A 23,313-nucleotide genomic window follows, 5' to 3' on the forward strand; every position below is an offset into this window, starting at 1 on the left:
CTGCATTACTCCCCGTTCATATAAAAAAATAATAATCGGTCATACCAATGGCTTTCTTCCTCTGTCACGGAAGAATAAACCTTCACCGCTGCTCCCTCTGGCTCATCATATTTGTGGTAACCTTCGTATTCTTCGCTTATCCACATGATACCATAGTAAAATAAAATCGTTGAACCCGTAAATAAAATAAACACCTTAATGGTCTGCCATACCAATTGAACCCCTTTTATCATCCTGTCGTCCTCCATATTCGCTTGCTTATTAATACAAGCTATGACGATTTTGAACCGTTTTATACCTTATGGAGTGAGATACTGTGAAAAATTCCGGGAGAGTATGAAAAAAGCCTTAAAGAGTATGTATGGGATGTTTCCGATTCTAGAAACAACACAGGGGTCTTTAAGGCTTTTCGGCATCATCTTATTCTTCTGGATCTTCTTCTTTATCCTGACATCTGGAACAAATGCCATGAAAGGTGAGGCGGTGGTCTTTTATTTTAAATTTCCAGTCTCGTTCGACAATCGTTTCCACGTCTTCTAAAAGATCATCTTGAATTTCATCGACAGCTCCACATTCAATACATACTAAATGGTGATGGAAGTGGGCTGCCCCTTCTTGCCTGAGGTCATAACGCGATACACCATCGCCAAAATTGATTTTATCTACAATTTTCAGTTCAGACAGCAATTCCAATGTACGATATACGGTCGCCAGTCCAATTTCCGGAGATTTTTCCTTAACGAGGAGGTATACATCTTCGGCGCTGAGGTGATCTTCTTCATGTTCCAATAACACGCGGACCGTAGCTTCGCGCTGTGGCGTAAGCTTGTAGCTGGCAGAATGAAGCTGTTTTTTTATTCGTTCAATGCGGCTTTCCATAGTCCTCTCCTCCCTCGTCAATGTCTTTACTATTATATCAAAAAGGGAGGAATAAGCAAAATAAAATAATTATAATCAAACAAATAAAATGATTCTTATATAAGAATCATTTTATTTTATTTTCCCTATGACCGCTTCCATTAAAGTAGGTGAAAGATAGGCTTCAATACTTGCGGCAACGGTGACGATTCCGATGGCCACCACCATGAAGATGACGTATTTGGACAGGAACGGGATCATCTGGAACTGCATGGACGACGACTGCCTCATAAAGATCTTCCGGATCAACGTCAGGGAGAAGTTCGCGCTGATCGCACCTATGAAAATAAATGCCGGAATGATGATGATATTTTGTGGCAGGACGCTCACAAAAGACAATAAAAATCCGCTCCAGCCCATTTGATTGACTAGAAACCCGACAGAAAAGCCAACGACGACACCCTTCATGAATAATAGGACGAAGATGAGGGGCAGCCCGATGATCGAGATCCCGAGTAGCCACATCAACCCGAGATACTTCACATTATGGAGGAAACTCTGACGGAAGAGTTCTTCCGCTGATGTCATGCTTCCATCCTCCATCTCACTGAAGAACTTACTTAAATAGAAATAAAGGTCTTCCTTTTGGGCAAAGGATAATGAATTCACGACAATCGCACCAAAAATGATCCCCATTAAAAACAATGTAATGATAAATAAATAGATTGAGGAATGTGCTTGTACATGTTGAACGAGTGGATTTGAATTTGATATTTTTTTACGCATCACAGTGCTCCTCCTAGATATCGGTTACTAATCTATATGTAAGGCGGAAGAGGTTTATTCTACTCTATTGAACTTCCATAGGGATAAACGTATAATCATAGAAACCTGAGTGGGAGGAATATCATATGACCAAGGTAAGCTTAATCGAATTTCCCGATCGTATTGAAACTCCACGCCTTTATATTCGGCCATGCATGCCTGGTGACGGGTCAGACGTGTTTCGTGCCATTGCAGATTCACGGAGTGAGTTAAAACCATGGCTCCCCTTCGCCCGGAAAGAACAGACCCTTGAGGAGGTGGAGGCAGGCGTCCGGGAATCCTTTGCAGATTTCATTAAGAAGACCGATATCCGACTACATATCTATCTGAAAGAAACGGATGAATTCATCGGATCCACGGGACTTCACCGCATTGATTGGGATGTACCTAAAGTGGAAATCGGGTATTGGCTCAACTCACGGCACACAAAAAAAGGCTATATGGTGGAAGCCGTGAAGGCGTTGACCCATTTCGCCCTACACGACCTTTCCTGTCAGCGTGTGGAAATCCGCTGTGATGAGAGGAACACTGCCTCTCGGAGGGTGCCTGAGAGACTGGGATTCAAGCTTGAAGGGATTTTAAGGAATGATCATCTTGATGAAAATGGGACGGATGCACGTGATACATGTGTTTATTCTCTGATTCCGGGGGACCTAATTAAAAGTTGATTCCTGTATGTAGTAGGGTCAGCCTCTTTTGGGTCTCATTTGTACCTTTGCAGAGGTGTACCTGTTTCTGAATATATAAACCATCATTTTGAAGACTAGTACTAATTAAATCAGATCATCCTTCCCTCTTTTAGAGAAAAAAATAGTAGCTTTAAGCCCTTTTTCAACTAAGAATATGAATCTTTTAGATGAAAAATACTTTTCTGGGTGGATTGTGGCTTTGAGGAAAGTAATTTGAAGGTCCGTTTGCACCCTATGGGGATAATTGCGTCAAAATTGAGGGTAATTGCGTCATTTTTTTATTTATTGCGTCAAAGTCCATTTTTTTGCGTCATTTATTCATTATTTGCGTATTTCACCAATAATTTCCAACAAAAGCTGGACCCCCTCTCAACGGGAGTCCAGCTTTCTTCACATCATCTTTTATTTCCCCAACTTCTGCAGTTGCAGATATTGAACCGCATAAGCCGTTTTCGCATCATATATCCGCTGTTCTTTAATAAGTTGCAGTGCCTCTTCTACTGTCACTTCAAGCAACTCGACAAATTCATCTTCATCCGTTGCTTTCGACTCCAGGATGGGATGGATATCGTGAGCGATATACAAATGAACCAGCTCATCCGCAAATCCAGGTGAAGTGTAAAACGAGATCAGATGCTCCAGATTCTCACACCCGTATCCTGTTTCTTCTTCCAATTCCCGCAGGGCCGTTTTATCCGGCTCTTCACCCGGCTCGAGCTTTCCGGCAGGTATTTCGATGATGGATTTCTCCAACGCTTTACGGTACTGCTCCACCATCACTATTTTCCCTTCCGGTGTCAATGCGATGACCGCTACGGCTCCAGGGTGCTTGATCAGTTCCCGCTTGGATGTCTTGCCGTTTGGAAGCTCGACTTCATCCACTTGAAGATCAATGATTTTCCCTTGATAGATCGTTTCTGTTGTGATCGTCTTTTCTTCGAATTTTTTCATCGTTCAACTCTCCTTGTTCTGTCATCGACCTTGTCCTCATACATTTTACCATATCCTATTCGAGGATCGAGGTGAAAACCCTTGAAGGTGATTGCTGAAAAGGACCGGATCATCCTGGTAGGGAAAGCATGGGAAATCAAGGCTAAGTTGAAGGAATATAATCAAACCTACGTTACTGTCAAGGAATGGATCGAAGCCAATCGTTGAAGGCAGCCGTTTTCTTTGTTTATTCGTCCCCACTTTCGTTAATATAATAGAGAGTGCTAATGTTGAAAGGACGGATACCATGGAAAAAAGACAAATAGGTCATTCCGATTTACATGTATCAAAAATGGGGCTCGGTTGTATGTCCCTTGGAACCGAAGAGAGTTCTGCGAAGGAAATTGTGCAGCACGCTTTAGAAAATGGAATCAATTATCTTGATACGGCTGATTTATATGACTTTGGCCAGAATGAAGAAATCGTCGGCAACGCCATTCGTGATGTCCGGGACGATATCATCCTCGCTACAAAAGGTGGAAATCGCTGGAATGATGTCGAGGATGGTTGGCGCTGGGACCCTTCCAAATCCTATATCAAGTCTGCCGTGAAGGACAGTTTATCGCGCTTGAAAGTGGACTATATCGATCTTTACCAGCTTCACGGAGGGACCATCGAAGATGATTTTGAAGAAACGATCGAGGCATTTGAAGAATTGAAGAAAGAAGGGTTGATCCGCTATTACGGCATCTCTTCCATCCGTCCGAATGTCATCAAGCGATTTCTGAGTTCTTCTTCCATTGATAGCGTCATGATGCAGTACAGCTTACTGGATCGCCGCCCGGAAGAATGGATGGATCTGCTCGATGAAAATAAAGTGAGCATCGTGGCCCGGGGACCTTTGGCAAAGGGACTTCTTTCCGAAAAGATGCTGTCTAAAGCTTCTGCGAAAATGAAGGAAGATGGGTATCTGGACTACTCTTATCAAGAACTTGAAGAAACACTGAAGTCCATCCATGAGAAAATGGGGGACAACCGTTCAATGAACGAACTTGCTCTTCAATATATTCTCGCTCATGAGTCGGTTGGTGCTGTCATCCCGGGCGCCAGCTCCGTTCAACAGCTTCAGGAGAATATCGACGCAGTGAATGCGGAACCTTTATCTTCCGAAGAGCTTGACATGCTAAAACAGTTAACCAAATTGTCACGATATGAGCAACATAGGGACTGAGAAAAAAATAAGCGGGTCAGGGTTTATTGGTTCCCTGCCCGCTTATTTTTTTCATACCAGCTTAACGCCTTTTCCTCAAGGTCCTTCACAAATTGATCCTTCCCTTGAATGTAGCCATCCATATCATGCGGAAACTTCTTTGCAAGCATTGATTTCAAGTCACCGTATCGTTTGGCTTCCTTTTCAAATTCCCTCAAATAATCACGAAACGCCAAGTGCCTTACTACATGATCGATGCCATAAGGGAAAATATGAAGATGTACGGCTCTCTCATTCCCTTCTCCTTTATAGAAGTAGCGGCGGTTCGGGATGCCATTCTCACCTTTTCCGACAAAATCCAGTTGCCTGAATTGTTCTCTACGTTCATCAACGCTCTCTAAGCTCGGTACTTCTATCATTATGTCTATGATCGGCTTAGCAGCCAAACCCGGTACGGAGGTTGAACCGATATGATAGATGGTTGCGTCAGGAAGGAGCTTATTCAGACTGCGTTTTTCATTTTCAAATTTCTCCTGCCAGTCTGCTTGATGAGGCACCACTCTTACTTCCCTCATCAATCCTTGTAGTTCTTCCAATTCATATTACTTTCATTCAACAGCTCTTCGAAACTTTTATTCTTTTCACGCTGTTTTTTCTCTTCCATTTTCCGGAGGCGCTCTTCTTCCTTCTTCACAGACTCTACTTTTTCAAGCTCTGCCTTCTTCTGCTTCAGTTGTTCGAAGATGTCCCCGTTGATGGAATTTTTTAACGTCAATTCGGCTTCCTGTTTCTTTTTCTTGGACATGTTCTGATTCCCCCTATCTGTCATAGTTATAAATCTTTTTTTCTCTTTAGTCAAAAGGCAGGCTCAAAAAAAGCCGGTCAAAAGAGGTACTCTCCCCTTCTAACCGGCTCTCTCCATCAATACGCTTCCAGTACTACGTCATCCCCTACGATCAACGTTGCATCCGTGGATGATTGGATATCCTCCACACAGAAGCCGTTAGCTACTTCGCGAAGCAGTAAGCCTTCCTCCGTTACATCCATTACGGCGCGGTCCGTTATGATGCGGTCAACGACGCCTTTTCCCGTCAGGGGCAGGGTGCATTCTTTCAGGATCTTGCTTTCCCCGGCCTTATTGACATGTTCCATGATGACGATGATGCGCTGGGCTCCGTGAACCAGGTCCATCGCTCCACCCATCCCTTTGATCATTTTCCCCGGGATCATCCAGTTGGCAAGATCCCCGTTTTCGGCTACTTCCATTCCTCCAAGGATGGCGATATTGATATGCCCTCCGCGGATCATTCCGAATGACTCCGAGCTATTAAAGTAAGAGGAGCCCGGAATCGCCGTAACGGTCTCTTTTCCGGCGTTGATGAGGTCGGCATCGACTTCATTTTCACCCGGATATGGTCCTATTCCGAGTAATCCATTTTCCGATTGAAGGACAACCTGTTTGTTTTCTGTAATGTAGTTGGCTACCAGCGTAGGCATCCCGATCCCTAAATTGACATAGAAACCGTCTTCTATTTCCTTTTCCGCTCTTCTTGCGATTCTTTCACGCATTTTGGCACGATCCATCCCGTTCCACTCTCCCTTCTATGCTTGTCTCACTGTTCTTCTTTCAATCCGCTTTTCCTGCTCGGCCTGTATCAGGCGTTGCACGTAGATGCTCGGTGTGTGCACTTCATTCGGGTTGATGTCCCCGATTTCAACCAATTCTTCCACCTCGGCGATCGTCACTTTCCCCGCCGCCGCAATCATCGGATTAAAGTTCTGCGCCGTCTTGTTATAGATCAGATTCCCCATCTTATCGGCCTTCCACGCCCGTACAAGTGAGAAGTCTGCCGTATACGCTTCTTCCAACAAGTATTCTTTTCCATTGAATGTGCGGGTTTCTTTTCCTTCCGCTACCGGTGTCCCGACTCCTGCAGGCGTGTAGAATGCAGGGATCCCTGCACCACCTGCACGGATTTTCTCCGCAAGCGTACCTTGGGGAACGAGTTCCACCTCAAGCTCTCCCGATAAGACCTGTCTTTCAAATTCTTTGTTTTCCCCGACATAGGAACCTATCATCTTATCAATCTGCTTATTTTTCAGTAATAAACCCAAGCCCCAATCGTCTACTCCACAGTTATTTGAAATGACGGTCAGGTTTTTCACTCCTTTTTCCACAAGGGCAAGAATGAGCTTTTCAGGGATCCCGCACAGGCCGAATCCTCCAACCATCAATGTTGCTCCATCGTGAATATCCGCCACCGCTTCGTCATATGAAGTGTATACTTCTTTCATTGTATTCCCTCCTCCAATCTGGATTTTCCCATTCCTTATTTATGAAGTTCAACGACTGTCGCTACTCCCTGTCCCCCACCGATGCAAAGGGTAGCAAGTCCATTTTGGACGCCTCTTTTCTTCATCTCATGAATCAGAGTCACAAGGATCCGAGTTCCACTGGCTCCAATCGGGTGACCCAGGGCAATGGCTCCCCCGTTTACATTAAGGGCATCCTTTTTGAATTGAAGCTCTTTATCCACTGCCAATGATTGTGCGGCAAATGCTTCATTGGCTTCAATCAATTCCATATCCTCAATCGTCATCTTCGTTTTTTCCAATACTTTTTTAACAGCGGCAACCGGTCCGATTCCCATGACACTCGGATCTACACCTGCATTGGCATTCCCTTTGATCGTCACGAGAGGCGTGATGCCAAGTTCGTCTGCTTTCTTCCTGGACATGACGACAACAGCAGCAGCCCCATCATTGATGCCCGATGCATTACCGGCTGTCACAGAGCCATCTTTTTTGAAGGCAGCCCGAAGACCCGATAACTTCTCCGCCGTTGATCCCTTACGTGGGAACTCATCCTGTTTGAACACGAGCGGATCCCCTTTTCGCTGCGGGATGGAAACCGGAACGATCTCATCATCAAATCGGCCGGATTCAATGGCTGCAGCAGCTTTTTGCTGACTCCATGCAGCGAATTCGTCCTGTTCTTCTCTTGAGAGAGAGTATCGGTCACATAAATTCTCTGCCGTCACACCCATATGGTAATCATTAAAGGCACACCATAAGCCGTCTGATATCATGCTGTCTACGACTTTCTGGTCCCCCATTTTATATCCTTCTCTTGCTCCCTGCAGTAAATAAGGGGCCTGACTCATATTTTCCATTCCACCTGCAACGATGATATCTGCATCCCCTGCAAGGATTGCCTGCGTTGCGAGATGAACCGTTTTTAATCCTGATCCACATACTTTATTTATCGTCATGGCCGGTACCTGCTCAGGCAGTCCCGCTTTAATGGATGCTTGACGGGCCGGGTTCTGTCCCAATCCTGCCTGCAACACATTCCCCATAATTACTTCATCCACATCACTACCGCTTAAGCCAGCCTTATCAAGGGCATCTTTAATCACAATCGCTCCAAGTTCCGGAGCGGAAATACCTTTTAATGATCCGTTAAAGCTCCCGATGGCTGTACGTACTGCACTTACGATGACAACTTCATTCGACATCTTTCTTCCTCCCTTTCTCTTCTGACTGATGTGCTTGCCAATTCGTTACTTCCTGAAAACTGTTCCACTTTAACTCATTCTATGTAAGCGGTTAAATTCCTCTAAATTTGTCAAAAAATTTTTATATTGATTTATATGTCGAAATTTTCTTAAAATGGAGAGGGAGGAGTGAAATGATGAATTTACCTAAAAAAGCTACGATTATCGAAGTAGGTCCGAGAGACGGCTTACAAAATGAGAAGAATTTTGTCCCGACGGACGTTAAAAAAGAATTTATCCTGCGTTTGAAGCAATCGGGAATCAAAGAAATGGAACTGACTTCGTTTGTGTCTCCGAAATGGGTTCCACAGATGCAGGATGCGAGTGACATTGTCAACTCGTGCATGACACTGGACTCCCGTGATATGGTACTTGCCCCTAATAAAAAGGGGATGGAACGTGTTTATGAAACAGACTGCCGGTCTGTCGCAGTATTCGTTGGCGTGAGCAATACGTTCAATCAAAAAAACATCAATAAGACAACCGATGAAGCTCTTACAGACCTGACGCCGCTTATTTTAGAGTTAAAAGAAAAGGGCTATTTCGTGAGAGCCTGCATCTCTACCGCTTTTTACTGTCCATACGAAGGTAAAATCCTACCGGAGGATACTCTTGCTCTATGTAAGAAATTTGTTTCACTGGGTGTAGATGAACTGAGCGTCGCCGATACGATCGGCCGTGCCAATCCGTCTGAAGCGTATCATCTTTTTACATTATTGAAGCAGGAATTACCTCATACCTTACTGACAGCACATTTCCATGACACCCGCAAGATGGCCCTCGCGAATATCCTTGCGTCCCTTCAAGCAGGGATCGACCGTTTCGACACAAGTGCCGGCGGTCTCGGAGGCTGCCCTTTTGCTCCCGGTGCGACCGGGAATGTGGCAACCGAGGATGTTGTGTATATGCTCGAAGAAATGGGGATCTTCACCGGGATTGACCTGGAGAAGCTTGCACATGCCATCGAAGTCGTTAAACCGCATGTCAGCCGTCCGATTGAAAGCGGTTACTACCGTCTTCATGAATTGAATCAGTAATGCATAGGCCCTTTCTCCTTCGAGCATTCTAATGGTGATAACCTCTAAGGAGATGATTCACATGAGCCAACGCGATAAAGGATTCAGTCAAAAAGGGAAACCGAATTCAGATACGGTTTCAAACACCATGGCGAAAGAAGAACTGGATAAAGCCATTCATCCAACTAAAGGACAAAATGCTAAATCATAAGTCCTCAACTACACATGGATTAAAAAAAGAGTGTCTCTTCCCGAGGCACTTTTTTTCATTCTCAAAATTCCGCTTATTTCCTTTATTTGCTACAATAAGAATATACGATATTCCTATGAGGTGATGACATATGCGAAAAAAATGGGCCATCCTCGGCGGCACCCTGTCCTCTATCGGGCTGCTTGGGGTTTATATTACGAATCGATTTATGTATTTACCGAAAAAGGGGGACGACTTCATCAGGGCGCGTGAAACCGAATCGACCCGGCTGATCGAAGAAGAGTATGACTCCCTTCCTAAAGAAGAGGTCCTGATTTCTTCTCAGTACGGTTATGATATTAAAGCGGTATTCGTGAAGCCCCACTCTCATAATAAATTTATGATCTTTTCCCATGGAGTGACGGAAAACAAGTGGAATTCCATCAAGTACATGAATCTTTTCATCAAACAGGGGTTCAATGCCGTCATTTATGACCACAGGCGTCATGGGGAATCAGGGGGGAAGACAACGAGCTATGGATATTTTGAGAAATATGACCTGAAGGCGGTCGTGGACGAGCTGATCCGCCGGGAAGGGGACGATGTATTCTTTGGAATCCACGGAGAATCCATGGGGGCAGCGACTTTGCTTCTTTATGCCGGCAGCGTGGAAGATCGGGCTGATTTTTATATTGCCGATTGTCCCTTCTCCGACTTTGGTGAACAGCTTGCTTACCGGATGAGTGCAGAAGTGAAGATGCCTGCAAAATTCCTCCTCCCCCTCGTGGACGGTACCCTGAAACTGCGACAAGGCTATACATTAAAGGATTTATCACCAATTTCGGTTGTCCAAAACATTCAAAAACCCGTATTATTCATTCACAGCAAGAACGATGATTTCATCCTTCCTCAAATGACAAAGGATCTATTTGAGAAGAAGCAGGGTCCAAAGGAGCTTTTCCTTGATTTCACCGGTACCCATGCCCAGTCGTATAATGATAACCCGGAAGAATACGAGGAATTGATCCAACGGTTCCTGGAGCAATTTGTTTTAAAGGGAAAGGATGTCGTCTCATGATTCCAACGGATTTCAGGTTAAAAATGCAAACGATGTATGGGGATGCGGGGGATGATTGGATTACGGATACGGAAGATCTCATGGAGTCATTAAAAGACCGATTCCAGTTAACCTACGGTGAGCCTTTTTCTCTAAGCTATAACTTCGTGATTCCGGTCCAGATCCTGCAGGAGCGAGCCGTTTTAAAGATCGGGTATCCGAACAATGATTTCTCCAATGAGTTTCATGCCCTTCAGGATTTTCAAGGAAAGGGAATGGTGAAAATGCTCGACTACAGTAAGGAAGAAGGCTGGATCCTGTTAGACCGTCTCATGCCGGGATCTTCCCTTCTCTCGATTGAAGATGAAACAGAGGTCCTTTCTGTCTTCTCCCATACCGCCAAACGACTTTGGCATAAACCTGTCAGCACCCACCCCTACCCTACGGTTGAATCCTGGTCAAAGGGAATCGGAAGGCTACGGGAACGATTTAACGGGGGAACCGGCCCCATCCCTCAGGAGCTCGTCGCTAAAGCTGAAACCCTTTATCCGGAATTGCTGAGTTCTTCCACAGATCTCTATCTTCTTCACGGTGATCTTCATCACGGAAACATTCTCTACTCCGATTCTTCCGGCTGGACTGCCATCGATCCCAAAGGGCTGATCGGCGAGAGGGAATATGACTGCATTCAGTTCATGTTGAATGAGTGGGAGAAATGGGATGCGCCGTTAGAGCTGCTCCGATATAGGACAGAGACAATCGCTTCCCTCCTTTCCCTCTCTTATGAGCGGTTGCTTCAGTATGGATTTTGTCATTCCATTCTGTCTGCGTCCTGGTCTGTAGAAGGTGGACTTGATGGATGGAAAACCGGGGTTTCTTTGGCGGGGATGTTTGAAGAGCTCTTGGCGGAGTAATGGATAATCTTCCTTAACCACCCAGTAAATTGGGATTATATGTTAATATTTATATAACTAGTTTTTTACATGGGGTGGATTATATGAGAGAGATTGCATTGGCCTTCGGGAATATTTTTGGAGGGATCGCGCTTATCGCCCTCTTCGCTTCTTTGTGGGGAAGATTTGAGGACTATTTCGTTGTCAAATTAACCGCCTTTCGTCAGCAGCTTTTCTTCTTCTCCCTTACCCTTTTCATTGAAATTCTTTTTCTTTTTTCTGTCTATTTCTTTTTCCACCTGGCTTTTTTGGATGCACTGTTCATTTCTTGCACCGTCTTTCTATTTGTCATCTGGGTGATCCCCTACCATGCTCATTTCAACATGAATACAGACTTGTTGTTTTTGAAAAAATTCGGGCTCTCTTCTCCGATACGGATTTTCATCCCGGTCCGCTCCCCGTTTTTTACAGGGACTCTCCTTTTTTCTGTTTTCGGCTTCATGGTTATATTTTGTGCGTATTATTGGTTTTAAGAACACAAAAGCTCCGGCATGCACCGGAGCTTTTGTATTCTATTCCTCAGGGTACATCAAAAAGTTCATTCTCCCATTGATGATCTGAGCGGGGCTTTTTAATTGGAATGTATTGCTTTGGGAAGAAAAATCGATTTTCAGCTCTTCATCCAGAAAGACCATCTTTGATTTTTCTACGAGAATTGAATGACTGTTCGTGTCGATCTTGATATCTTCACCTTCAACCGGGTGATGGACAAACCACAGGGTAGGAATGCCGCTCACCACACAGCCACAGCCTTCTGTATCGTATTTGAGTTTCAGGTGACCTTGTTTGTTTTCTATTTTATCCTGGATCTTTTGGGTTGCTTCGTTCGTTAGTTGGATTTTCATTCGATGACCTCCTCTGTCCTTTATCCTACCACATTTCATTTGTTCCTTTTAGAATATTGCTTTTTTACTCTTTTCATCTTACTATCGATAGTGGGGATTCTTTTGTATTTTCTAGAAAGGGTGGGTTTTCATGACAAAAGCTCAAATTAAAGTGAATGATAACGGTTCGTTTCGCGTAAGCGGCGATGTGGAACTGATTGATGCTGACGGAAATGTATTTCCAACGAAACAAGTGTTTACTCTGTGCCGCTGCGGTCTATCAACCAACATGCCGTTTTGCGACGCTTCTCACAAAGGGAAATTTGAATCATGTGTACGTGCAGAAAAGGTATTGGACGAAGAGTAAATGGAATGAAAAAGAGAGACTTCACCCGAAGTCTCTTTTTTTCATTTGGAGATCAGTCAAAAAAACGAATGTCCACCACGCTTGCCAGTGGAATATAGTGTACGTCTTCAAACTTGTCTACGACGTGCAGCTTCCCTTCCAATGGGTCGACATGATGAACGGTTCCGATCGATAATTGATGACGGTGCTTCACATAGTGGGTAATCGACACCATTTTATCAAACTCCATCGCCTCTGCGACAACTTCATTCATCCTGTCGAGCTCCTGCTCATCAAGTTCGATCCTCTTTTCGTGTGTATCTTCCTTTGCCCAATCCCTCAGGAGCTTCACGTGCTCGGGGAGCATCATGGAGGTCCACTTGATTCTACCTCGATCCCGAATCAACTCTCTCACCTCCTGTCATTCGTTATGATTTATGTCCGCCGAGCAGACGGGCACGATGCCTTGCCGTCCCGGCTTCTGTGTAGGAGACGGCGCGAAGCAGGGCCCCGGAACCATATTTATTCCGGATGTGATCCACTACATACCCGAGCTCCCGTTTTTCCCAGCGGTCAGGTTCGAACAGGGAAACCTGCAGCGCTCCATCCTCTACAATATTCGAAAGGGCGATATTGATTTTCCGTACGGTTTTCCCATTATAGTTCTCTTCGAATAGTTCCAGGCACACCCGGTACAGATCCATGGTGATATTGGTCGGTTCCTCTATCGTCCGTGACCTGTGGAATCCCCCTCCGAACTCCTCGTGGCTGTAGCCGATTCCGAAGCTCACGGTCCGCCCGGCCTTGCGATGGGTCCGGGCACGCCTTGCGACCTCTTCGCACATTTCTAAAATGACGCGTTTGATTTCCTTTCTCTCCTTATAATCCCGCAGCAGGATCTGACCCTTGCCGAAGCTGACCTGCCCATCCATGATCGGTGCCCCTATTTCGGACAGGTCCACCCCCCATGCATGATAATAAAGCTGGTTCCCCATCACACCGAGCTTCGCCTCCAGCTTCTCCAAATCATACTTCGCCAATTGCCCGATAGAGAAGATGCCCATGCGATTGAGGGTCTTCTCTAGGCGTCCTCCAATCCCCCACATTTCACGGAGCGGAGAGAGCGGCCACAGCTTTTCCGGGACGTCTTCATAGGTCCACTCGGCAATTCCCTCTTTCTTTGCTTCAAGATCCAGGCACAGCTTGGACAAGAGCATATTGGGGCCGATTCCGATGGCACACGGAAGCTGGAATTCCCTTTCCATATCGTCTTTGATTTTGCCGGCGATGGTGGCCGCGTCCCCCCAGAGGCCCGTCGCCCCATCAATCTTAATGAAGCTTTCGTCCACACTGTACGTGTGGATGGCATCCTTTGGAACATAACGATGAAACAGGCGGGTCAGCTCCGTGGAGATCCGGACATACGTCGCCATCTTCGGCTCTACAAGCTGGATTCTCGGGTCGCTTGGAATTTCAAACATCCTCGAACCCGTTTTGATTCCAAAGTCCCTCTTCATCCTGGGTGAGGCCGCCAGTACGATGCTTCCCTGCCGACTTTTATCCCCCACTACAGCCAAGTGACATTCAAGGGGATCCAACCCCTCCATGACAGCCGAACAGCTAGCATAAAAGCTCTTCATATCGATGCACAAAATCTTGTGGTGTGGCAGCACACTGTAATCGACAGTCATATCCTCATCCTCCATCTTACCTAAAATAGAACAAACGTTCTTATATAGTATAGTTATGATTCTAACCGAATATACGTTCCCTTTCAACTTAAATTACTGGAAACAGAGAGAATAATAAGAAAAGCGGAAGGGCTTTGCCCAGAGGCGACAAGCATAAGACGAACCTGCCGGAAAGGCGTTCTTTGCCTTTTTGGCAGGTTTGACTTATGACCTCGAGCCTCTAAGCCCTGGAGCTGGACAAAGAAAAGCGAAGGCGGCTTGGACAGAGGCGAAAAGCATAAGATGAACATACCGGAAAGGCGCCATTTACCTTTTTGGTATGTTTGACTTATGACCTCGAGCCTCTAGCCGCCGGAGCTGGCCAAATAGAAAAGCGGAGGGGCATGCCATGGGGCGACAAGCATAAAATGATTGACACAAAGTCTGGCATACACAAGGATCAGAACAAAAAAATAAGTCCAAAATCATTTTTGTGATTTTGGACTTACCTTCTCATTCATCAACCTTTTCCAGCTTGGAATCCTGGGTATTTCGTCATACCCCCATCCGCGATGAGCGTTGTACCCGTGACGTAGCTTGCCTGATTGGAGGCTAGGAAAACAGCGCAGGAAGCGACCTGTTCAGGTTCTCCGATGTAGCCGAGGGGAATGAGCTTCTCCACTCCTTTTTTCTTTTCCGGATCGGAAAATTTCTCGGCATTGATGGGTGTATCAATGGCCCCTGGAGCAATATTGTTCACCCGTATCCCATCTGGTGCAAACTCCAGCGCCAGGCTTTCCATCAGCAGTTTCACCCCACCTTTACTGGCTGCATAATGAGCGAAGTGAGGCCACGGGATGATTTCATGGACAGACGATACATTGATGATCGATCCCTTGATGCCATGCTCGAGCATGTATTTCGCCGCTTCACGGCAACCTAGGAATGTACCTGTCAAGTTCGTGTTGATGACCCTTTGCCAATCTTCAATCGGCAGATTTTCAGACGGAACTTCATTTTCGATTCCCGCATTGTTCACGTAGATATCCAGACGGCCATACGTGTCATGAGCAAATCGGACAAACCCCTGGACATCCTCTTCTTTTGACACATCCCCTTGGATGATGGAGGCTGTCCCACCTGCTTCTTCGATTTCCTTTACAAGTCCTTCAGGGTTTTCTTCTTCTTTGAAATAATTAATGACCACCTTACTGCCTTCAGAGGCAAAGCGTTTAGCAATCGCCTTTCCTATACCAGTAGCGGCACCCGTTATGATGACAACCTTATCCGTTAAATCTGTATACATGTCCTATTCCTCCTTAATCTTTCGTAAAGCCCAATAGAACCCCGCCAATGATGATCAGGACACACCCTGCAATGACGAGGAGGATCTGCTTTTTCGATTTCTTTTCCCCTAAGAAGAACAAACCACCGAGAGTGGAAATGACGATTCCCGTTTGGGACAGGGAGAAGCTTGTCGCCACACCGATCCGGGGCAGGGCAAGGAGCAATCCGAGATTCCCGGATGCCCACATAAGTCCGGTTAAAATATTTCGAACCGTATATTTGTTAAATGGCTTATGCCTGAATGTGATGACAACGGCTCCGATGAACATACCGATTGCCTGTGGTAAAATCGCTTGCCATCCGTCAATATCAAACCATCTTAATATGACAACATAGGCTATGTATCCACAACTGGAAAGGAGCAGGGTTAACAGACCTTTTTTCAACTGAGAGCCTTCATCCCCTTCGGACTTCTGTGTGAATGAGGTGAGGACGACACCGATGATCAGAGCCAGAACCGCCCCGCTTCCAAGGAGGATCGTTTCAGTCGTTTTCCATTCTTTAAATACCAGAACACCAAAGAGCGTCGTTCCGATCAGCTGCATTCCCGTTGAAATCGGGACGGTTTTCGAAACGCCGATGAATTTAACACTGGCAAGCTGGTTCACTTGCCCGACAGCCCAGAAGACGCCGGAAATAAACCCGATGCCCCACACAAATAATGTTAACTCAGGGGACTTGATGAAGAAGACGCCAATCGCAAACAACAGTGAACCAACCGTGATCCCAACTGTTTGACTGTAGGCATTCCCTCCAAGTTTTACACTTACAAACACAAGACTTCCCCACGCGACCGCGGGGATCAGGGCTAAAAGAATCCCTATCATACACCCACATCCTTTTTCCGACAATAATCATAGTTTTCCTCTGAAACAAAAATTCTACCCGTTTAACGCAAAATATTTCCCACTCTCTCTTGCATACCCTTCTTCCCTAAGGTGTAACCTCAAAAAAAAGAAAGCGTCGAGGTGTAATCGACGCTTTCTTCTTTGTTATTTGGTAGAAGTATGTATCGGGACAATGACCCTTTCATTCTCGACATTCACCATGACATGGACATCACGGTCGAGGGAAAGGTCTTTGAATCGTAACGAGTAGAGACCGGTGGGGTTTTTTTCGATGGATTGGATGACTACCTGTGAGAACCGGGGATCACTCATGACTAATTTCACAACAGTCTCTTCGGTCTTACTCTCTTTATCTGTCAGAAACACCAGTTGATCCGCCGAAGCCCTTCTGGGATAGGATTCCTGCATCTCCCCATTAAAGGTCACATTCACTTTTTTGCCCATCTCTATATCTTCTTTATGAAGCTTTTTATCTTGATCTGTCAACATGACAGTTTGTTGATCGAAAGAAAACCAAACGTCATTGATCAGCACTTGATTGTTTTCCAATTGGGTGACAAAGCCTATGAAATCTGTGCTGGCCTGAGAATTGACAGATGCTGATGGCCCGCATCCGGTGAACAGTATACAGGAAAAAAGGATCATAACAGTCAAACATTTCTTCATAGACTCCCCCCTTATTATATTAGACGATTGATGGCACTGTTTGGTTTCACTATTTTTTGAAAAAAAGGTTATTTCCTACTTTTTCGACAAAAGATGGGAATAATTGATAGAACTTGCTCCCTATATTCATCCATCGCGGCAGGTTGATTTCTCTTTTATTGGTAAATAGTGAATCCACTACTTTCCCAGCGACAAATGCAGGATCAAGCATGAACTTCTCCACATTCTTCACATACGTGCCGGTTTCATCGGCAATGGAGAAGAAGTTGGTGGCGATTGGTCCGGGATTCACCGCCGTCACCTTCACGCCGTATCTTTTCGCTTCCATCCTGACACTGTTCGTATATCCTAGGACAGCATGCTTGGAAGCGGAATAGGCACTTGATTTCGGAGTGGCAAACTTCCCTGCCTGAGAAGCGATATTGATGATGTGGCCAAACCCCTGTTCACGCATGTAAGGAAGGACTTCCCCTGTACATGCCATCAGACCAAGAACATTCACATCCATCATCCCTTTTACATCTTGGAAGGAGGTTTCGTGTGCTTCCTGGAAGATTCCATATCCTGCGTTATTGATCAGGGCATGGATGGATCCAAAGTCCTTCCGGATGGCAGTGAAAACAAGGGGGATCTGATCATAATCCGTGACGTTTAAAGGATATACTTCCACCTTGCAGTTGAATGTTGTTGTCAGCTTTTCCTTCAATGCCTGGAGCAGGTGGACACGGCGTGCGATCAATGCAAGATTCCCGCCATTTTCCGCAACTTTTATGGCCATTTGCTCCCCGATTCCTCCCGAGGCACCGGTAATGATAATCGTTTTTCCATTGATTTTACTGTTCATGTCAGTCACATCTTCCTAAGCAAAATAATAATAGATTCCTTCATGCTTTTCTTTCCGTATAAATTGATTGGATTCCAAGTAATCCAATTGCCCGATGGTCTCGGACAATGTCAAACCGAGCTCCTTTCGATACACGGAGGGAAATAACCTCTTGCATATCTCAAATACGGTCACGCGGTTTCCTTTGATCATGTCGAATACATCTCTTGCTCTTTCTTCCTGTTTCCCTAATCTCCTCGGAATCAACCCATGAACATCCCATACGTCGTCACCATGTCCTGTGTAGGCGAGGGAAATCGGAAAATCGAAAAGTTTTTTCAGAGAAGCATTATACTGCAGCAGTGGCTTTGTACGCTCCAACTCCCCTTCAAATGGCGGTTCGATGAGGGGATTAGGAGAAATAGTGGCGAGTATATGGTCGCCCGCTATCAGAACGCCATCACGTTCCCTATAAAAGGATAAGTGACTCTGGGCATGACCAAGGGTTTCAATGACCGACCACCCTCCCATTCCAGGAATGCTATCTCCTTCTGCTATCGCCACGTCCAGCTTTCGATCCCCCATGAATTTCAATGGACTCTTGAACTTGGGGATGGCCGGGAGATATTCTTCAGGGAGCCCTGATTCCATGGCAAGCTCCGTGAAGAAACGGTCATACTCTTCATGAAAGTGCTCATCACGCTTGAGCCAGAATCGATTATACTTGTGACCATATACCGTGACGTCGGATGAGAACCGATCAAGCAGACCTGCATGATCAGGATGATGATGCGTCAAAACGATTTGTTCGATATCCTCAGGTGTGTACCCTAAAAGGGACAATTGCTCAGTCAGCTGCATCCAGGCCGTATCTGTAAGAGGGCCAGCATCCACCAATGTCAAGGCATCCCCCTTGACTAAATAAACATTCACATCTCCCACGGCAAAAGGAGTGGAGAGTGTGATTTTTGCGATATCATTCACTAAAGTTGTCATAGTTTCACCACATTCTTCATAATAAAAAGGTACAGCCAATACGGTACCTTCCCGTTCTGTCACTCATTTCCAGAAAATGAATGACCCTTCATTACCTAGTGTACATTTTTTTCAGCATGATGTCATTTTTAAAAAGTGTGAATATACTAAAAATAACCCCTTGACAGATAAGCTGTATTTCTACGATAATCACCTATAATATAGATTTATTCCATTCATCACCCATTACATATTGATATAGAATAAAGCGATGAGAAAGATTAGTAATGAATAGATGATGTCAGAGATCGGGGCCCACCGGCTGAAAGGCACCGTCGTCCTCTCTATTTGTGAACCTGCCTTTTGAGCGTCTTAAAGCAGAACGTCGTCCAGCGTTAATGGAAATGGAGTGTGTTCATCTTCTTCTTAGAAAATGGACAAAACAAGGTGGTACCACGGAAGAGACCCTTTCGTCCTTTATGGATGAAAGGGTCTGTTTTTTTTCAAAACAGAAGGGGGAATGAGCGAATGAAGACATTATTTATCGGAGCAGGATCGATGGCTCATGCTTTAATGAGCGGTGCATTGAAAGCGGGAGTATTGAATAGCGAAGAAGTATATGTAACCAATCGTGCCAATCAGGAGCGTTTAAATGAAATCACGCAAGAATTCTGTATCCGGAAGGTGAACCGGGCGTCACACTATGATGTCATCATCCTCGCCATGAAACCAAAGGACTTCCATGAAGCAGCAGATTCTGTCAGACCCTACCTTTCCGGGAATACGCTGATCATCTCTGTACTGGCAGGCATCACCATGGAGCATATAAGCGGCAGGCTGGACTTTAAGGGAGCCATCGCGAGAGCTATGCCGAATACCAGTGCAGCCATGGGGAAGTCGGCAACGGCGGTGGCTTTCAATCAATATCTCTCACCCTCCCAGAAGGAATGGACGAAAACACTATTTCAGTCTGTCGGCATAGCTGCGGAGGTAAAAGAAGAGAAATTGGATCTGATCACGGCTCTTTCAGGGAGCGGGCCGGCTTATATCTATTACGTAGCCGAAATACTGAAACATGCTGCAGTAGAATTGGGACTGGAAGATGAGCTCGCTGAAAGCCTTGTCACCCAGACGATCGCCGGGGCAAGCGCCATGCTTTCTGAATCCGGATTGGAAGCCCGGGAATTAAGAAGGAATGTGACCAGTGCAGGTGGAACGACCGAAGCGGGAATCGCTGCGCTTGAAGACCACAAAGTCAGGGATGCCTTTTTCCAGTGCATTTCTTCCGCGAATAACCGCTCTCAAACACTCGGTCATGAATTAAAGGAGAATTCTTTGAAAAAATAAGCCTACAGCCGATCATGATTCGCGGGAGATCCCGTTTCAGTGATACAATCAAAGCAAAAAAGAAGGTCGACACAGATGAATCTACTCCTCATTTTACTTTCTGCAGTCCTGGTCGTCTGGATCGTTCTCGCCGTGGAGGTGTGGAGGGGGTTGGGTACACTTTCTCCCCTAGAAGGATTGCCGGGCAAGGCAAGCGGCCCGCTTCTCTCCATCATCGTGCCTGCCAGGAATGAAGAAGAAACGATTACAGACAGCATTCTATCTCAACTCAAGCAGGACTATAAACGGATTGAATGGATTCTCGTCAATGACCGTTCAACGGACCGTACACCGGATAAACTTGAAGCATTGGCGGAAATGGACAGCCGGATCCGCGTCCTCCATATCGATACACTTGAAAAAGGATGGCTCGGAAAGAATCAGGCATTATTTAAAGGATACCTCATCTCGGAAGGGGAACTCATCCTGTTCACGGATGCAGATGTCCTGTATAAAGACCCTTCCACCCTGTCAAGGGCTGTCGCGGTCTTTCAATCTCAGAAGCTCGATCATCTCACCCTCGCCCCCAACATTAAATCAAAGACATACTGGTTAAAAAGCTTTGTTGTGTTCTTTTTATTCGGTTTCTCTTTTTATAAACGGCCATGGAAAGCGAATGACCCTTCATCGGGGACGGGCCTCGGAATCGGCGCATTCAATCTGATCACACGTTCTGCTTATGAGGAAATCGGTACACATGAAAAGATCAAGCACATGCCGGATGACGATCTGCAGCTTGGGATCCATATCAAAAAAGGCGGGAAGACCCAGGCGTTCCTCACTGCCCTTCACTCGCTGGAGGTGGAGTGGTATCACTCCTTGAAAGGAGCCTTTCATGGCCTTGAGAAGAACACATTTGCCGGGCTCCATTACTCCATCCTTCTTGTCCTATTTGCCATGACGGGTGTGTTCTGCTCCACGGTCCTTCCTTTCTTCACGATCTTTGCCGGGGACGCCCTGATCCGGACCGTAAGCATGTTGATCATTTTGTTGATTTCCATCACCTATTTCAAAGTCATAAAGGAGATGACGAATGAGTCTGCCCTTCTCATCCTCTCCCTGCCCGTCACAGCCTTGTTATTCATCTATTCCATCTCCCGGGCGACGTTCCTGACGTTTAGAAGAGGCGGGGTCGAATGGCGCGGGACGGTTTATCCATTGAAGGATCTGAGGAAGAAAAGAAAATAGAGCACATTCCTTTTCCGTCAAAAGTGATGTTGGTATACTCATGATGAATTACTGTTAGAAACCCGAAATAAATTCCTCATGGAAAGGTGATTGGAAATGAACGCAAAGCTATTCGAACCATATAAACTTAAAAATGTTGAATTGAAGAATCGAATCGTCATGGCACCCATGTGCATGTACTCATCCCACCATGAAGATGGAAAAGTCGAAAACTGGCATCGCACCCACTATACGAGCCGTGCTGTCGGCGGAGTCGGACTCATAATTCTGGAAGCGACAGCGGTTACACCACAGGGAAGGATCTCCCCACAGGATTTGGGGATCTGGAATGACGAACAGGTTGAGGGCTTAAAAGAGTTGGTGGATCTGATGAAAGAGCAGGGGGCAAAGACCGGCATCCAGCTTGCCCATGCCGGAAGAAAAGCGGTACTCGAAGGAGATATCCTTGCTCCATCAGCCCTTCCATTTAATGATGAAATGAAAACGCCTGTTGAAATGACAGCGGATGATGTGAAAGAAACCGTCACCGCATTCATCAAAGGGGCCGAAAGAGCGAAGAAAGCGGGCTTTGATGTGATTGAAATTCACGGAGCCCACGGATATCTCATCAACGAGTTCCTCTCTCCCCTGTCCAATAAACGAACAGATGAATACGGGGGATCGGCAGAAAACCGCTACCGTTTCCTCCGTGAAATCATTGACGGTATTCAACAAGTATGGGACGGACCGCTGCTTGTGAGGGTTTCTGCCAAAGACTATAACGACGAAGGCCTGGACGTCGAGGACTACGTGGTATTTGCACAATGGATGAAAGAGCAAGGCGTCGATTTGATCGATGTCAGCTCAGGCGCCCTGGTACCGGCACGGATCCCGGTATTCCCCGGCTATCAGGTGAAGCTTGCCGAGACCATCAAGAACGGGGCCGACATTGACACGGGTGCGGTTGGACTGATTACAACAGGCATCCAGGCGGAAGAAATCCTGCAAAATGAACGGGCGGACGTCATCCTCCTTGCACGGGAATTGCTTCGGGACCCTTACTGGCCGAGAACGGCGGCCAAAGAGCTCGGTGTTGAAATCGAAGCACCTAAACAGTATGAGCGCGGCTGGAAATGAAAAATACGCAAACAAGAGGGTGGACCAGAAGTCCACCCTCTTGTTTTATTTATTCATACACCTTCTGCACTTCATATCTGAACCCTAGACAACGGTAATTCTGCTTTTGGTACATCAGTCTTGGCGTATCTTCCCCGTCCGCAACCAGGATGATAAACGTGTCAGGGAACCGTTCCATGACATACCGCTGCAGCCTGCTTCCGATCCCCTTCTTTTGAAACGATTCGTGAACCATCAAACCGTCTATTTCCGCTGAATCTTCTTCGATGATCACATCCACGGATCCGGCCGGCGTCCCTTTATAGAAAGCCAAAAGCTGCATGATACGGGGATTTTCAAAATTCCGTTTATGCATATCCACCTTTTGGTCCGCAAAATCCGGACCATAGTCCATATCCTGCTCATACTGAAAAGAAAGATAATCCTGGAGTTCTTCCTTGCCCACTTCCTTGACTTCTATATCAGGATTCACTTCCATCGATGGGAATTGATGTGGTGCAATGGAATAAAGTTCATTGAATCCGACGTCATATCCCTCTAGTTTACAATAGTCCATCAGTTCTTCTGAAGGTTTGTGATCTTGAGGAAGAAGGAACTTTACATGCTTCTGGCCTTTTGCCTGATGGAATTCCCGTAAGAAACGGGCGGCTTCTATAAATTCTTCAAGAGTCGGCTGTTTCTTAAATGCAAGAAAGTTACTATCATACCGCGTCAGCATTTCCGGATAATGAATATGTAGATAAAGAGCGTTTTCGGCTATAACGTGACCAGGATAATAAATATGTTCAAATGTAAATGAATTCATCTCGATTCCCCTTTTTCTGTTTAAACGGGATTTC

30 protein-coding genes are annotated in these 23,313 nt (G+C 45.8%); 12 read left to right on the plus strand and 18 right to left on the minus strand.

What is annotated here, in order from left to right:
- Positions 1-5: 5 nt before the first annotated feature.
- From P8596_RS14835 to spoIIM, 3 genes are all read right to left on the minus strand, one after another.
- Positions 6-233, minus strand: coding sequence for a YqzK family protein (locus P8596_RS14835; RefSeq protein ID WP_034758190.1), 228 nt, complete (start codon positions 231-233; stop codon positions 6-8).
- A gap of 187 nt (positions 234-420) precedes the next feature.
- Positions 421-879, minus strand: coding sequence for a ferric iron uptake transcriptional regulator (gene fur / locus P8596_RS14840; RefSeq protein ID WP_034758188.1), 459 nt, complete (start codon positions 877-879; stop codon positions 421-423).
- 111 nt (positions 880-990) lie between these two features.
- A complete protein-coding gene (spoIIM, locus tag P8596_RS14845; protein ID WP_279724224.1) occupies positions 991-1,644 on the minus strand; it encodes a stage II sporulation protein M in 654 nt (217 codons plus the stop codon).
- A gap of 125 nt (positions 1,645-1,769) precedes the next feature.
- Between spoIIM and P8596_RS14850 the strand changes: the two genes are divergently transcribed.
- Positions 1,770-2,351, plus strand: coding sequence for a GNAT family N-acetyltransferase (locus P8596_RS14850; RefSeq protein WP_279724225.1), 582 nt, complete (start codon positions 1,770-1,772; stop codon positions 2,349-2,351).
- A 423-nt stretch (positions 2,352-2,774) separates the two neighbouring features.
- Here the strand turns inward: P8596_RS14850 and P8596_RS14855 are convergent, their stop codons facing one another.
- Positions 2,775-3,323 (minus strand): NUDIX hydrolase, encoded by a 549-nt coding sequence (locus tag P8596_RS14855; protein ID WP_279724226.1) that lies wholly within the window; start codon positions 3,321-3,323, stop codon positions 2,775-2,777.
- An 81-nt stretch (positions 3,324-3,404) separates the two neighbouring features.
- Here P8596_RS14855 and mciZ point away from each other — a divergent pair, with 81 nt between their 5' ends.
- Positions 3,405-3,530 (plus strand): Z-ring formation inhibitor MciZ, encoded by a 126-nt coding sequence (mciZ, locus tag P8596_RS14860; RefSeq protein WP_034758179.1) that lies wholly within the window; start codon positions 3,405-3,407, stop codon positions 3,528-3,530.
- A gap of 79 nt (positions 3,531-3,609) precedes the next feature.
- A complete protein-coding gene (locus P8596_RS14865) occupies positions 3,610-4,533 on the plus strand; it encodes an aldo/keto reductase (RefSeq protein WP_224519581.1) in 924 nt (307 codons plus the stop codon).
- 23 nt (positions 4,534-4,556) lie between these two features.
- Here P8596_RS14865 and P8596_RS14870 read toward each other — a convergent pair whose 3' ends face one another.
- The 5 genes from P8596_RS14870 to P8596_RS14890 form a co-directional block, all read right to left on the minus strand.
- Complete coding sequence (locus P8596_RS14870) at positions 4,557-5,108, minus strand: GrpB family protein (protein WP_279724227.1); 552 nt, start codon at positions 5,106-5,108, stop codon at positions 4,557-4,559.
- Positions 5,087-5,317 carry a YqkE family protein gene (locus P8596_RS14875; protein ID WP_261750470.1) on the minus strand — a complete coding sequence of 77 codons (231 nt, stop codon included), beginning with the start codon at positions 5,315-5,317 and terminating at the stop codon, positions 5,087-5,089. The genes P8596_RS14870 and P8596_RS14875 overlap by 22 nt, the downstream gene beginning before the upstream one ends.
- Positions 5,318-5,433: 116 nt before the next feature.
- A complete protein-coding gene (locus P8596_RS14880) occupies positions 5,434-6,096 on the minus strand; it encodes a CoA transferase subunit B (RefSeq protein WP_279724228.1) in 663 nt (220 codons plus the stop codon).
- A gap of 18 nt (positions 6,097-6,114) precedes the next feature.
- Positions 6,115-6,807 (minus strand): CoA transferase subunit A, encoded by a 693-nt coding sequence (locus P8596_RS14885; protein WP_034758170.1) that lies wholly within the window; start codon positions 6,805-6,807, stop codon positions 6,115-6,117.
- A 35-nt stretch (positions 6,808-6,842) separates the two neighbouring features.
- A complete protein-coding gene (locus tag P8596_RS14890) occupies positions 6,843-8,030 on the minus strand; it encodes an acetyl-CoA C-acetyltransferase (RefSeq protein WP_224519580.1) in 1,188 nt (395 codons plus the stop codon).
- 176 nt (positions 8,031-8,206) lie between these two features.
- Between P8596_RS14890 and P8596_RS14895 the strand changes: the two genes are divergently transcribed.
- From P8596_RS14895 to P8596_RS14915, 5 genes are all read left to right on the plus strand, one after another.
- Positions 8,207-9,106 carry a hydroxymethylglutaryl-CoA lyase gene (locus P8596_RS14895; protein WP_279727011.1) on the plus strand — a complete coding sequence of 300 codons (900 nt, stop codon included), beginning with the start codon at positions 8,207-8,209 and terminating at the stop codon, positions 9,104-9,106.
- Between the two features lie 61 nt (positions 9,107-9,167).
- Entirely contained in the window at positions 9,168-9,296 is a 129-nt protein-coding gene (locus P8596_RS14900; RefSeq protein WP_279724229.1) for a hypothetical protein, read from the plus strand.
- A 130-nt stretch (positions 9,297-9,426) separates the two neighbouring features.
- Positions 9,427-10,353 (plus strand): alpha/beta hydrolase, encoded by a 927-nt coding sequence (locus P8596_RS14905; protein ID WP_279724230.1) that lies wholly within the window; start codon positions 9,427-9,429, stop codon positions 10,351-10,353.
- A complete protein-coding gene (locus P8596_RS14910; RefSeq protein WP_224519578.1) occupies positions 10,350-11,246 on the plus strand; it encodes an aminoglycoside phosphotransferase family protein in 897 nt (298 codons plus the stop codon). Before P8596_RS14905 ends, P8596_RS14910 begins: the two co-directional genes overlap by 4 nt.
- Positions 11,247-11,329: 83 nt before the next feature.
- Positions 11,330-11,758: a hypothetical protein gene (locus P8596_RS14915; RefSeq protein ID WP_224519577.1), complete on the plus strand. Its 429-nt coding sequence runs from the start codon at positions 11,330-11,332 to the stop codon at positions 11,756-11,758.
- A gap of 39 nt (positions 11,759-11,797) precedes the next feature.
- Here the strand turns inward: P8596_RS14915 and P8596_RS14920 are convergent, their stop codons facing one another.
- Positions 11,798-12,130 (minus strand): iron-sulfur cluster biosynthesis family protein, encoded by a 333-nt coding sequence (locus tag P8596_RS14920; RefSeq protein ID WP_034758157.1) that lies wholly within the window; start codon positions 12,128-12,130, stop codon positions 11,798-11,800.
- 130 nt (positions 12,131-12,260) lie between these two features.
- On the opposite strand from P8596_RS14920, the gene P8596_RS14925 reads away from it, so the two are divergent.
- Positions 12,261-12,476 carry a CDGSH iron-sulfur domain-containing protein gene (locus tag P8596_RS14925; protein ID WP_034758155.1) on the plus strand — a complete coding sequence of 72 codons (216 nt, stop codon included), beginning with the start codon at positions 12,261-12,263 and terminating at the stop codon, positions 12,474-12,476.
- A gap of 52 nt (positions 12,477-12,528) precedes the next feature.
- Here P8596_RS14925 and P8596_RS14930 read toward each other — a convergent pair whose 3' ends face one another.
- From P8596_RS14930 to P8596_RS14960, 7 genes are all read right to left on the minus strand, one after another.
- Positions 12,529-12,861: a YolD-like family protein gene (locus tag P8596_RS14930; protein ID WP_034758153.1), complete on the minus strand. Its 333-nt coding sequence runs from the start codon at positions 12,859-12,861 to the stop codon at positions 12,529-12,531.
- Between the two features lie 22 nt (positions 12,862-12,883).
- Positions 12,884-14,146: a Y-family DNA polymerase gene (locus P8596_RS14935; protein ID WP_279724231.1), complete on the minus strand. Its 1,263-nt coding sequence runs from the start codon at positions 14,144-14,146 to the stop codon at positions 12,884-12,886.
- A 499-nt stretch (positions 14,147-14,645) separates the two neighbouring features.
- A complete protein-coding gene (locus tag P8596_RS14940; protein WP_224519574.1) occupies positions 14,646-15,431 on the minus strand; it encodes a glucose-1-dehydrogenase in 786 nt (261 codons plus the stop codon).
- 13 nt (positions 15,432-15,444) lie between these two features.
- Entirely contained in the window at positions 15,445-16,296 is an 852-nt protein-coding gene (locus tag P8596_RS14945) for a GRP family sugar transporter (protein ID WP_034760584.1), read from the minus strand.
- A 168-nt stretch (positions 16,297-16,464) separates the two neighbouring features.
- Positions 16,465-16,986 (minus strand): DUF3221 domain-containing protein, encoded by a 522-nt coding sequence (locus P8596_RS14950; protein WP_224519573.1) that lies wholly within the window; start codon positions 16,984-16,986, stop codon positions 16,465-16,467.
- A gap of 49 nt (positions 16,987-17,035) precedes the next feature.
- A complete protein-coding gene (locus tag P8596_RS14955) occupies positions 17,036-17,830 on the minus strand; it encodes an SDR family NAD(P)-dependent oxidoreductase (RefSeq protein WP_224519572.1) in 795 nt (264 codons plus the stop codon).
- A 15-nt stretch (positions 17,831-17,845) separates the two neighbouring features.
- Positions 17,846-18,805, minus strand: coding sequence for an MBL fold metallo-hydrolase (locus P8596_RS14960; protein ID WP_224519571.1), 960 nt, complete (start codon positions 18,803-18,805; stop codon positions 17,846-17,848).
- Between the two features lie 507 nt (positions 18,806-19,312).
- Here P8596_RS14960 and proC point away from each other — a divergent pair.
- From proC to namA, 3 genes are all read left to right on the plus strand, one after another.
- Entirely contained in the window at positions 19,313-20,131 is an 819-nt protein-coding gene (gene proC, locus P8596_RS14965; protein ID WP_279724232.1) for a pyrroline-5-carboxylate reductase, read from the plus strand.
- Between the two features lie 75 nt (positions 20,132-20,206).
- A complete protein-coding gene (locus P8596_RS14970; protein ID WP_279724233.1) occupies positions 20,207-21,358 on the plus strand; it encodes a glycosyltransferase in 1,152 nt (383 codons plus the stop codon).
- A 96-nt stretch (positions 21,359-21,454) separates the two neighbouring features.
- The gene (gene namA, locus P8596_RS14975) at positions 21,455-22,474 is read left to right on the plus strand and encodes an NADPH dehydrogenase NamA (protein WP_254651788.1); all 1,020 of its coding nucleotides are present in this window, start codon (positions 21,455-21,457) and stop codon (positions 22,472-22,474) included.
- A 49-nt stretch (positions 22,475-22,523) separates the two neighbouring features.
- Here the strand turns inward: namA and P8596_RS14980 are convergent, their stop codons facing one another.
- Positions 22,524-23,279: a GNAT family N-acetyltransferase gene (locus tag P8596_RS14980; protein ID WP_279724234.1), complete on the minus strand. Its 756-nt coding sequence runs from the start codon at positions 23,277-23,279 to the stop codon at positions 22,524-22,526.
- Positions 23,280-23,313 lie beyond the last annotated feature (34 nt).

Source organism: Rossellomorea sp. DA94 (genome assembly GCF_029834455.1).
Lineage (GTDB): Bacteria > Bacillota > Bacilli > Bacillales > Bacillaceae_B > Rossellomorea > Rossellomorea vietnamensis.

Coding starts and splice junctions, on each gene's coding strand:
- P8596_RS14835 (WP_034758190.1), bottom strand. CDS start 233: ATGATAAAAGGGGTTCAATTGGTATGGCAGACCATTAAGGTGTTTATT.
- fur (WP_034758188.1), bottom strand. CDS start 879: ATGGAAAGCCGCATTGAACGAATAAAAAAACAGCTTCATTCTGCCAGC.
- spoIIM (WP_279724224.1), bottom strand. CDS start 1,644: ATGCGTAAAAAAATATCAAATTCAAATCCACTCGTTCAACATGTACAA.
- P8596_RS14850 (WP_279724225.1), top strand. CDS start 1,770: ATGACCAAGGTAAGCTTAATCGAATTTCCCGATCGTATTGAAACTCCA.
- P8596_RS14855 (WP_279724226.1), bottom strand. CDS start 3,323: ATGAAAAAATTCGAAGAAAAGACGATCACAACAGAAACGATCTATCAA.
- P8596_RS14865 (WP_224519581.1), top strand. CDS start 3,610: ATGGAAAAAAGACAAATAGGTCATTCCGATTTACATGTATCAAAAATG.
- P8596_RS14875 (WP_261750470.1), bottom strand. CDS start 5,317: ATGTCCAAGAAAAAGAAACAGGAAGCCGAATTGACGTTAAAAAATTCC.
- P8596_RS14880 (WP_279724228.1), bottom strand. CDS start 6,096: ATGGATCGTGCCAAAATGCGTGAAAGAATCGCAAGAAGAGCGGAAAAG.
- P8596_RS14885 (WP_034758170.1), bottom strand. CDS start 6,807: ATGAAAGAAGTATACACTTCATATGACGAAGCGGTGGCGGATATTCAC.
- P8596_RS14890 (WP_224519580.1), bottom strand. CDS start 8,030: ATGTCGAATGAAGTTGTCATCGTAAGTGCAGTACGTACAGCCATCGGG.
- P8596_RS14895 (WP_279727011.1), top strand. CDS start 8,207: ATGAATTTACCTAAAAAAGCTACGATTATCGAAGTAGGTCCGAGAGAC.
- P8596_RS14900 (WP_279724229.1), top strand. CDS start 9,168: ATGAGCCAACGCGATAAAGGATTCAGTCAAAAAGGGAAACCGAATTCA.
- P8596_RS14905 (WP_279724230.1), top strand. CDS start 9,427: ATGCGAAAAAAATGGGCCATCCTCGGCGGCACCCTGTCCTCTATCGGG.
- P8596_RS14910 (WP_224519578.1), top strand. CDS start 10,350: ATGATTCCAACGGATTTCAGGTTAAAAATGCAAACGATGTATGGGGAT.
- P8596_RS14915 (WP_224519577.1), top strand. CDS start 11,330: ATGAGAGAGATTGCATTGGCCTTCGGGAATATTTTTGGAGGGATCGCG.
- P8596_RS14920 (WP_034758157.1), bottom strand. CDS start 12,130: ATGAAAATCCAACTAACGAACGAAGCAACCCAAAAGATCCAGGATAAA.
- P8596_RS14925 (WP_034758155.1), top strand. CDS start 12,261: ATGACAAAAGCTCAAATTAAAGTGAATGATAACGGTTCGTTTCGCGTA.
- P8596_RS14935 (WP_279724231.1), bottom strand. CDS start 14,146: ATGACTGTCGATTACAGTGTGCTGCCACACCACAAGATTTTGTGCATC.
- P8596_RS14940 (WP_224519574.1), bottom strand. CDS start 15,431: ATGTATACAGATTTAACGGATAAGGTTGTCATCATAACGGGTGCCGCT.
- P8596_RS14950 (WP_224519573.1), bottom strand. CDS start 16,986: ATGAAGAAATGTTTGACTGTTATGATCCTTTTTTCCTGTATACTGTTC.
- P8596_RS14955 (WP_224519572.1), bottom strand. CDS start 17,830: ATGAACAGTAAAATCAATGGAAAAACGATTATCATTACCGGTGCCTCG.
- P8596_RS14960 (WP_224519571.1), bottom strand. CDS start 18,805: ATGACAACTTTAGTGAATGATATCGCAAAAATCACACTCTCCACTCCT.
- proC (WP_279724232.1), top strand. CDS start 19,313: ATGAAGACATTATTTATCGGAGCAGGATCGATGGCTCATGCTTTAATG.
- P8596_RS14970 (WP_279724233.1), top strand. CDS start 20,207: ATGAATCTACTCCTCATTTTACTTTCTGCAGTCCTGGTCGTCTGGATC.
- namA (WP_254651788.1), top strand. CDS start 21,455: ATGAACGCAAAGCTATTCGAACCATATAAACTTAAAAATGTTGAATTG.
- P8596_RS14980 (WP_279724234.1), bottom strand. CDS start 23,279: ATGAATTCATTTACATTTGAACATATTTATTATCCTGGTCACGTTATA.